Origin of the sequence: Vibrio pacinii DSM 19139, from assembly GCF_000711795.1 — a bacterium.
Lineage (GTDB): Bacteria > Pseudomonadota > Gammaproteobacteria > Enterobacterales > Vibrionaceae > Vibrio > Vibrio pacinii.
In genome coordinates, this window is sequence record NZ_KL543980.1 from 5094 (window position 1) to 13164 (window position 8071).

At 40.9% G+C, this 8071-nt stretch carries 8 protein-coding genes; 7 read left to right on the forward strand and 1 reads right to left on the reverse strand.

Translation table 11 applies throughout. From position 1 onward, the window contains the following. The first annotated feature begins 368 nt into the window (after positions 1-368). From BS19_RS19505 to BS19_RS19535, 7 genes are all read left to right on the forward strand, one after another. A complete protein-coding gene (locus BS19_RS19505; RefSeq protein WP_038177618.1) occupies positions 369-845 on the forward strand; it encodes a GNAT family N-acetyltransferase in 477 nt (158 codons plus the stop codon). 116 nt (positions 846-961) lie between these two features. Beyond that, complete coding sequence (locus tag BS19_RS19510; RefSeq protein WP_245609317.1) at positions 962-2263, forward strand: SIR2 family protein; 1302 nt, start codon at positions 962-964, stop codon at positions 2261-2263. Positions 2264-2552: 289 nt separating this feature from the next. Continuing rightward, positions 2553-3653: an Abi family protein gene (locus BS19_RS20100; RefSeq protein WP_211253023.1), complete on the forward strand. Its 1101-nt coding sequence runs from the start codon at positions 2553-2555 to the stop codon at positions 3651-3653. Between the two features lie 143 nt (positions 3654-3796). Next, positions 3797-4150 (forward strand): VOC family protein, encoded by a 354-nt coding sequence (locus BS19_RS19520; RefSeq protein ID WP_038177621.1) that lies wholly within the window; start codon positions 3797-3799, stop codon positions 4148-4150. A 613-nt stretch (positions 4151-4763) separates the two neighbouring features. Further along, a complete protein-coding gene (locus BS19_RS19525) occupies positions 4764-5711 on the forward strand; it encodes a restriction endonuclease (RefSeq protein ID WP_038177622.1) in 948 nt (315 codons plus the stop codon). Between the two features lie 125 nt (positions 5712-5836). After that, positions 5837-6433: a class I SAM-dependent methyltransferase gene (locus tag BS19_RS19530; RefSeq protein WP_038177623.1), complete on the forward strand. Its 597-nt coding sequence runs from the start codon at positions 5837-5839 to the stop codon at positions 6431-6433. A gap of 170 nt (positions 6434-6603) precedes the next feature. Further along, complete coding sequence (locus BS19_RS19535; protein WP_038177624.1) at positions 6604-7071, forward strand: Sbal_3080 family lipoprotein; 468 nt, start codon at positions 6604-6606, stop codon at positions 7069-7071. A gap of 724 nt (positions 7072-7795) precedes the next feature. Here the strand turns inward: BS19_RS19535 and BS19_RS19540 are convergent. Further along, on the reverse strand, positions 7796-8071 hold a 276-nt coding region (locus BS19_RS19540; RefSeq protein ID WP_038177625.1), incomplete at its 5' end, for a GNAT family N-acetyltransferase.

Genomic DNA, 8071 nt, shown 5'->3' on the forward strand with positions numbered 1-8071 from the left:
TGTCGACTTAGCAGTTGCCTCGGCAATTTGCCATTGTTCTGCGCTGTGGTTGGAAAGAGAGGGCGCTTGTTGAGCGTTTATCGGGTTGCCTCATTGGGCAGGGAAGTGGACTTACGCGCTTTGTGTCTAGCGCATCTGGCGGCCAAGTGAGTTTGAGTGTGTGATTCACTTCTTGAAATGCGGTCAATAAAGCAGTTCTTGGACAAATAAATCAGTCATTTGTGGTAAAACATAACAAACAATTCAAGCAGATTCGTAACGCTTGGCGAATTTACTATGCGTTGGCTTTTGTGTTTTAAGTGGTTTGCAGCGGCTTGGTCAGTGCGTTACTCACTACTTAATTGGGCGTTATAACCTTAGAGGGAAAAATGGAACTTAGAGCATTTCAAAAAGAAGACCATGACCTGCTTATCGGGTGGATCGACTCGGATAAATTGAATTATCAATGGGGTGGTCCAAACTTTGAGTTTCCATTGGATTCAGTGCAAATTTCTAAACATTGTTCTCAAGCACAAGTGTTTCCCTTTATCTTCGTTGTTGCAGGTCAGAGTGCTGGCTATGTTGAACTATTCAAAGTTTCAGCGTCACATTTTAGAATTTGCCGCGTATTTGTTTCGGACAGCTTTCGTGGAAAGGGCATTTCAAAGCTCATGCTTGGTCAGTTAGTCGAGCTAGCAAAAGAAAAATACAGCGCTAGCTTGCTATCACTAGCCGTATTTGAACGAAACATAGTTGCGAGAAGTTGCTATGAGTCTCTTGGTTTTACCGTGAAATCGCATGAAAATGGCTCTCGTTCTTTCGACGGTGAGGTTTGGGGTCTTTTACGCATGGAAAAACGGTTATAACAAAGCGTTTAAGAGTGATTCCAAACGCTTGCCAGTTTCGCTTCGCTCAAGTGTGGCAAACGCTTGTCACACCTTAACGCAGCGTTATAACAAAGAGGTAATGTATTTTGAGTGAGATGTTTGAAATTGCTTATGCAGCTGCTTCAAATAGAATTTGTTTTTTTACCGGAACTGGCTTTTCCAAAGCGGTTACAGATAAAAAAGCACCGAGTTGGCAAGGTCTTCTCGAAGATTTGATTGGTTTGTTGCCAAATGCAAAAGAAACTAAGGCTGCTCTGTTCCCTGAGGATGGGAAAAACCCTTTGACTCTGGAAGAAAGTGCGCAAGTTATAGCAATCGAATTGTCCAGTATTGGACTCAATATTCATACGGAAACAGCTAGACTAATTGAAAGCGTAGAACTTTCTGGAGAAATAGAGCCTATAACTGAGTTTATGACTAAGCGCTCTTTTAGAGCAGTAACTACAAATTATGACAAACTCCTAGAAAAAATCGCAAACGAAAGTGATTGTCACTCAATTGCACCAGGTCTACCCATACCAAGATCAATATCTAGGGCTAAAATTTATCATGTGCATGGTTCAGTGGACGCCCCAAGTAATATGGTCATAACATCTGACGATTACTTTAAGTTCCTCAACGGTGAATCTTATTTCTCGCGGAAGCTAAGTACTGTGTTACATGAAAATACAGTAGTAATACTTGGTTATTCTTTGGGTGATACAAACTTGAAAGCTATCATTAGCGACTATAAAGGGTTTTCAAAAAACCACGTTGTGAGTTCGAATATCTTTTTGATTTCACGTTCATCGGTGGCGCAACAAGTTAAAGACTATTATTCTCATTGTTATGGCATTCGTGTTCTAGATAACAAGGATGTCGTTGAATTTTTTGCAGAATTAAATCAACAAATACCGGAAGCTGAGAAATGTGTGGAATCCTCAGTTAGCAACATCAAAAAAGTACTCTTTGAGAATCATAGCTATAAAAAAGAGTTCTTGGGCCTTTACAACTCGTTTTACGAAATTATTGCTTCATTAGGAGCTGCAGGCCTAAGTATTAACGACCAAAATGTAGTTGAAGCTATTAGTAAAATTATCGCAACGAAAACAGAACTGACCCATGAGAATAATGCTTGGGATCAGTATGTCCAATTGGCTAATTGGTTGATATATATCGGCAGTATATTGGATATCAAAGATACAGCATTGGAAACCGAGTATTTAAAAGCGGTTAAACGTTCTATGGAGACAATGCGTAGAGAATTGTATATCGGATACTCTTGGCATGCTTATAAGGCATGGAACAGAGGTTGGGCAACACTGACCCCTAGTAATCGTTCCCTTGTAAGAAAGTTTATTGAAGAGAACTCTGGTTACGAAGACGCACTGTCTATCGTACAAAAATCTTTGTTATAACAAACTGTTTAAGAGGGATTCGCAACGCGTGGCATTTTTACTATGCGTTGGTTTTAGTGTTTAAGGTGGTCTGCAGCGGCTTTTGTATTGCGTTGCTCACCCCTTAACAGGGCGTTATGTGAATTAAGCAGAAATCGTCAAAATGTGCTTGCAAGGTTTAGGACTTAGTATTATATTGATCTTAACAACGGCTTCCTCCTGAACTATGTTCGTAAGAGTGGAAGCCTTTTTTTTATCTGTAGTATAGCTTCAGCTCATGAGGCTAAGAGCTAAATTTCGGACTATTACAGTGCCAAACTTGATTCTATACAACAAAAGCTACTTAAGTAGCTCCGATCTATGCGCCAAGCTTCAAGGGCAAGGCTTAACTATCCATGATGTAGAAAAAGCTAAAAATGAGCTTGAACGTTGTAGTTATTACCGTTTTAAAGCCTATTTATTCCCTTTCAAAGACTTAGACACTAAGACATATAATACTGGTTCTACTTTTGAACAGGGCTATGAATTATACCACTTTGATAGTGAGCTGAGAGCATATTTGTTCCGTATCATTGAAAAAGTCGAAATTGGCGTCCGATCTGCTCTAGATCAGTGGGTTACGGGAAAAACTGGTAATCCATTTTGGTACCTGGATTCCTCATTGTTCAATGGTAATGGTGACCAGATTAAGACTGTAACAACGTTACGCTCTATGTTCATTAGTTCAAAAGAGGAATATGCCCTTCACTATCGTGCTAAGTACTACAACGATTATTGTCGATTCTATCGAGAGTTACCACCTGCTTGGGTAGCTCTTGAACTTATGACATTCGGTAATATTTTGAGCCTAATGGATAGCTTTACTACTGATTCAGTGCAAAACCTTAAGCTCAATCGTTTTGCGAACAATAAGCTAGGTGTAAATAAGTACCAATCATTGACAAACTGGATGGGTTGTATTCGTCATGTAAGGAATGCTTGTGGTCACCATAATCGTCTATTCAATCGAAATCTCACAGCACCCACGGGAATCAAGCGGGTTCTAAATCGCCATATTTCATTGGTTCGTACAAATCCTCAGCCTGGAACTCGGCAAACAGATCAAGTGAACAGGATTTACACAAATATTTGTGCAATACAAAAAATTTATACAGGCTTAGGTCACGAAGAGAAACTGGGGCCCGCATTAGCTCACCTGTTTGAAAAATACCCAACAGCAAAACTGTTTAGAGAATCTATGGGGTTTCCAGCTCTATGGCATCAAGAGCCTTTATTATTTAACTTTACTGCTGAGAGTAACGAATCATCAGCAAATATTAGTGAAAGCAACCCAAAAACTAGCTCTATAGTGCTGTTACGAAAAACTATTTCGGATGGCATCTTTAAGCTTGGGAAACTAATTCAGCCATAACCTTAGTGTTATTGATTTAAAGTGAAAAATTCACATAACAAAGCGTTTAAGAGTGATTCCAAACGCTTGCCGGTTTCGCTTCGCTCAAGTGTGGCAAACGCTTGTCACACCTTAACGCAGCGTTATGTGGTTGGAGAGAAATTATGAATCCATCAGCGGTTCTTGTTCATGTCCCAGATGTAGCGAAAGGGCTTGAATGGTACAAGAAAGCTTTTCCAGAAGCCGTTCCGGTTTACCATCCTGAATTTGATTTCACGGCACTTGATCTAAATGGTTTCTCACTAGAAATAGTCCAAGCAGACAAAAAGGTTGGTGTTGGTAAAAGTGGTACAGTTGTTTACTGGTCAGTAGATAATTTATGTGTTGCTCTGGCTCATTTTGAAGAACTAGGTGCGTGTCTTTATCGTGGACCAATGGAAATTGAAGATGGGCTCTCAATGTGTCAGGTTGAGGACCCATTTGGAAACTTAATAGGACTTCGTGGGAAAACCACATAACAAACTGTTTAAGAGTGATTCGCAACGCGTGGCATTTTTACTATGCGTTGTGTTTAGTGGTTAAGGTGGTATACGGAAGCATCGGTATTGCGTTGCTCACACCTTAACAGGGCGTTAGTTGCCAGCGGAAAAAATGCAGCTAAATCAGAATATTTAAGGCTAATAAGTTTGCATTTTTACTCGGTTTTGCGTCTGGGTGTGGTTTGCTGAAGTTTCGTTTGGTTGTTAATGCTGTGGTTTTGTTTTGCCGTTTCAGACGCGAATGTACTCGTTGAAAGTGAGCTTTGTGATATTGCCTTTCCAAAAGTTTTTTTTGGTGCTTTTAGGCAGTTTTCTGCGACGTTGTAAGTTCCAAGTGGTTTCAGTGACACTCGCTTTGAAATTGCGCCTGATATGAGTTTTTCAAAGCACTCAAAAACGGTGTTGGCAAAGTGGAAATGGACAGGAAATCAAAGGTGTAGAATGGCAACTAACAAGGCGTTTAAGGCAGATTCGCAACGTTAGGCATTTTCGGTTTGCTTCGAATTTAGTGTTTACGGCACAATGGTTTAGGCTAGGTGGCAATGTTGCTCACTACTTAACGCAGCGTTATGTTCACAAGCAGGAAATACGGATGGCAATATTAGATTTTAAAGAGATTCCCATGCCACATAAGGGTGGCGGTGAACAAGACAAATTCGAGCTTTTTGCACGGGATTTCTTCCACAACTTAGGCTATAAAATTGAATCAGCTCCCGGAAGAGGTGCAGATGGTGGCAAAGATCTACTTCTGATTGAAACCCGAAAAGGTATAGCAAATGATACCGAAGTGCGTTGGCTAGTTAGTTGTAAGCATAAAGCTCATTCAGGTTCATCTGTGTCTAAAACTGACGAGCCAGAAATACTAGACTCGCTACGTGCTCATGGTTGCGACGGGTTCATCGGTTTTTATTCAACATTACCCTCATCTGGTTTAGTAGCTAAAGTTGAAAGTATTACTGAAATTGAGCATCAGTTTTTCGACTCGTCAAAGATTGAGCAAACACTACTCAAAAACAGTAGTTGCCTCGAATTAGCAAAACGATACTTCCCAGTTTCATATAAGTCTTGGGCTGATGAGAATCCGAAACCAGCTCAAATCTTCTCAGACTTTGAACCTTTTAAATGTCATAGTTGCGGAGAAGAACTTGGCTATGAAAGTATTGGTAGGGTAGTTTCTTGGAGTAAATATGAAACTGTTAATGACGTAGCAATCAAGAAAATCAGAAATCAGTACGTTTGTTGTGGTGGCGATTGCGACTATAAGCTCTCTCATTCTGCTCGATACTTCACTGATGGTTATGTAGATGCATGGGCAGATCTAAAAGATTATTTCACGCCAACTCTTTACTTGAGAGCTGTAATGGGGTTTTGCAACGAATTGAACGACCCTACTATTGAGTACAGTGCCGAAGCATTTGACCAAGAGAAAGAAATCTTGTTAAAGGCATTTCCATATGTCTGTCGTAACTTGACCAAATCTGAAGTCGATCAAATCCGAGATCTAGCAATGTTACCTAAGTTTCTCGGTGGTTTAGGGTAAGTGAACATAACAAGGCATTTAAGAGTGATTCGCAACGCTTGGCATTTTCGCTTCGCTCAAGTATAGCCAAGCGTTGCTCACACCTTAATGCGGCGTTATGTACTTTTACGGAAAATCAGAAACTTATGGATGAAAATACTGAAATTTGGCGTCAGTACTACGAAAAGGCATTGTCTCGCCCACACTCAAAACGTACTGAGTTTGCTGCTCGACTCAATGAATCAAACCTCAAAATAGCCACTGATTGTGGTTGTGGAACCGGCAGTGATATCGAATACCTAGCACAACAGGGTTTTCAAGTTCATGGCTTTGATATTAATCCTGATTCGGTCGCTATTTGTAGAGATAGATTTGGGGCGAAGTCATTAGTGGATATTGCAGAGTCTTCGTTTGAGCTATTCGACTATCCAAAATCTGGTGTGGTTATCGCAAATTCCAGCTTGTTCTTCGCTGACCCAAACCAATTTGAGTCGACTTGGAGCAACATTAAATCTTCAATTGAAACCGGTGGGGTGTTTGCTGGTGACTTCATGGGCTTCAAAGACAGTTGGGCTCACAACTATCGTAGTCCAACCACACCGTTATCGGAATCAGAAGTAAAGGCTTTGTTCTCAGGTTTTGAAATAGTCAGGTTCTTTGAACGTGATGAAAAAGCGAAAACTTCATTGGGTAAAATGAAGCATTGGCATACATATTCCGTGGTTGCGGTGAAACGTACATAACAAAGCGTTTAAGACGGATTCCCAACGCTCGGCATTTTCGGTTTGATTCTGCTTTAGTGTTTACGGCACAATGGTTTAGGTGTGGTGGTCTGCGTTGCTCACCACTTAACGCGGCGTTATGCCGCCACTCAAATTCCAGTAAAATTATAATTCATTAGAAGAGATATAAAATGTATAAAAAGCTAATCATCCTGAGTCTACCTGTTCTATTGGCAGCATGTGCTTCACCAAAATATACAGTAGAAGCAATACCAGAAGAGCATCAGAGTGAAGAAGTTACCATTGTGAAAGATGATGCAACAAGAGAAATTTTCTTAGATTCAATGCAAGAATGGTGTTTGGAAACTGCTCATAAATGTACGGTTGTAAGTGACGGAACATCACCTAAGGGCTCGGAACTGACATTGACTTATGTATCGCGTTGGAGCTGGGATTTTAGAACGTTCATCGCAGATGCCCAAGTTAAAGCTTATAAAAATAGTAAAAAAGTGGGCGAAGTAGAGTTCAAGGCACCGAATAGTGCGAATACAAATAAGTGGGGAAACGACAATAAACGGATCATAGCAATGATGGATTTATTGTTTGGGAAACAGACGATAATGGAAGCTCAGTCAAAAATAAAATCAGGCGAAATGTAGCGGCATAACAAACAATTCAAGCAGACCCTCAACGCTTAGCATTTTTGGTTTGCGTTGAATTTCGTGTTTACGGTGTCATGCGGAAAGTGAGCCAGTGCGTTTCGGGCTACTTAATTGGGCGTTATGTTTACTTGTATTTCAGTGGCTTAAAGTTTCTTCGATCTACTTTCTTTGTCCCTTAGACAGTTCGTTCGAGTACTTCAGCAAATCAGCATTATCGGTCTAAGTTCATGAATCACTCAGCCCGTAAAACATGCCAATATTCGTGGGTTGCTTCATTTTCAGATCGTGGAGGTTGGATTTAAATATCACTGGCTCTAAGACGCTTTCAACGTATTTGCCAAGTAGCATGTTGGCTTGGCAGTTGCCTCGGCAATTTGCCATTGTTCTGCGCTGTGGTTGGAAAGAGAGGGCGCTTGTTGAACGTTTATCGGGTTGCCTCATTGGGCAGGGAAGTGGACTTACGCGCTTTGTGTTTCGTGCATCTGGCGGCCACGTCAGTTTGAGCGTGTGACTGACTTCTTGAAATGCGGTCAACAAAGCAGTTCTTTGCCAAATAAATCAGTCATTTGTGGTAAAACATAACAAACAATTCAAGCAGACCCTCAACGCTTAGCACTTTTGGTTTGCGTTGAATTTCGTGTTTACGGTGTTATGCGGAAAGTCAGTCAGTGCGTTTCGGGCTACTTAATTGGGCGTTAGTTTGCTAAAGGCTAGCGGTTAACTAGCCTAAGCTTGCTCTCACATCTGCAATGGTGATGAAGAGTTTGTTTTCAGCGTCTTGAAATGCTTGAAAACCATAGCGTTCATAGAAATGTTTTGCTCCGTCTTTGGCATCAACGATAACAACTGGAAATGCAACGCTATCACTAGCGGCTAATAGCTTTCTGAGTGCGTCGATAAGCAGCCACTCACCAAAGCCTTTCCCTTTGTATCGGTCATCAACAGCAAGACGGGCAATCAGACCACCAGAGGTGGATGATTGGTGCTTTTTTTGTAA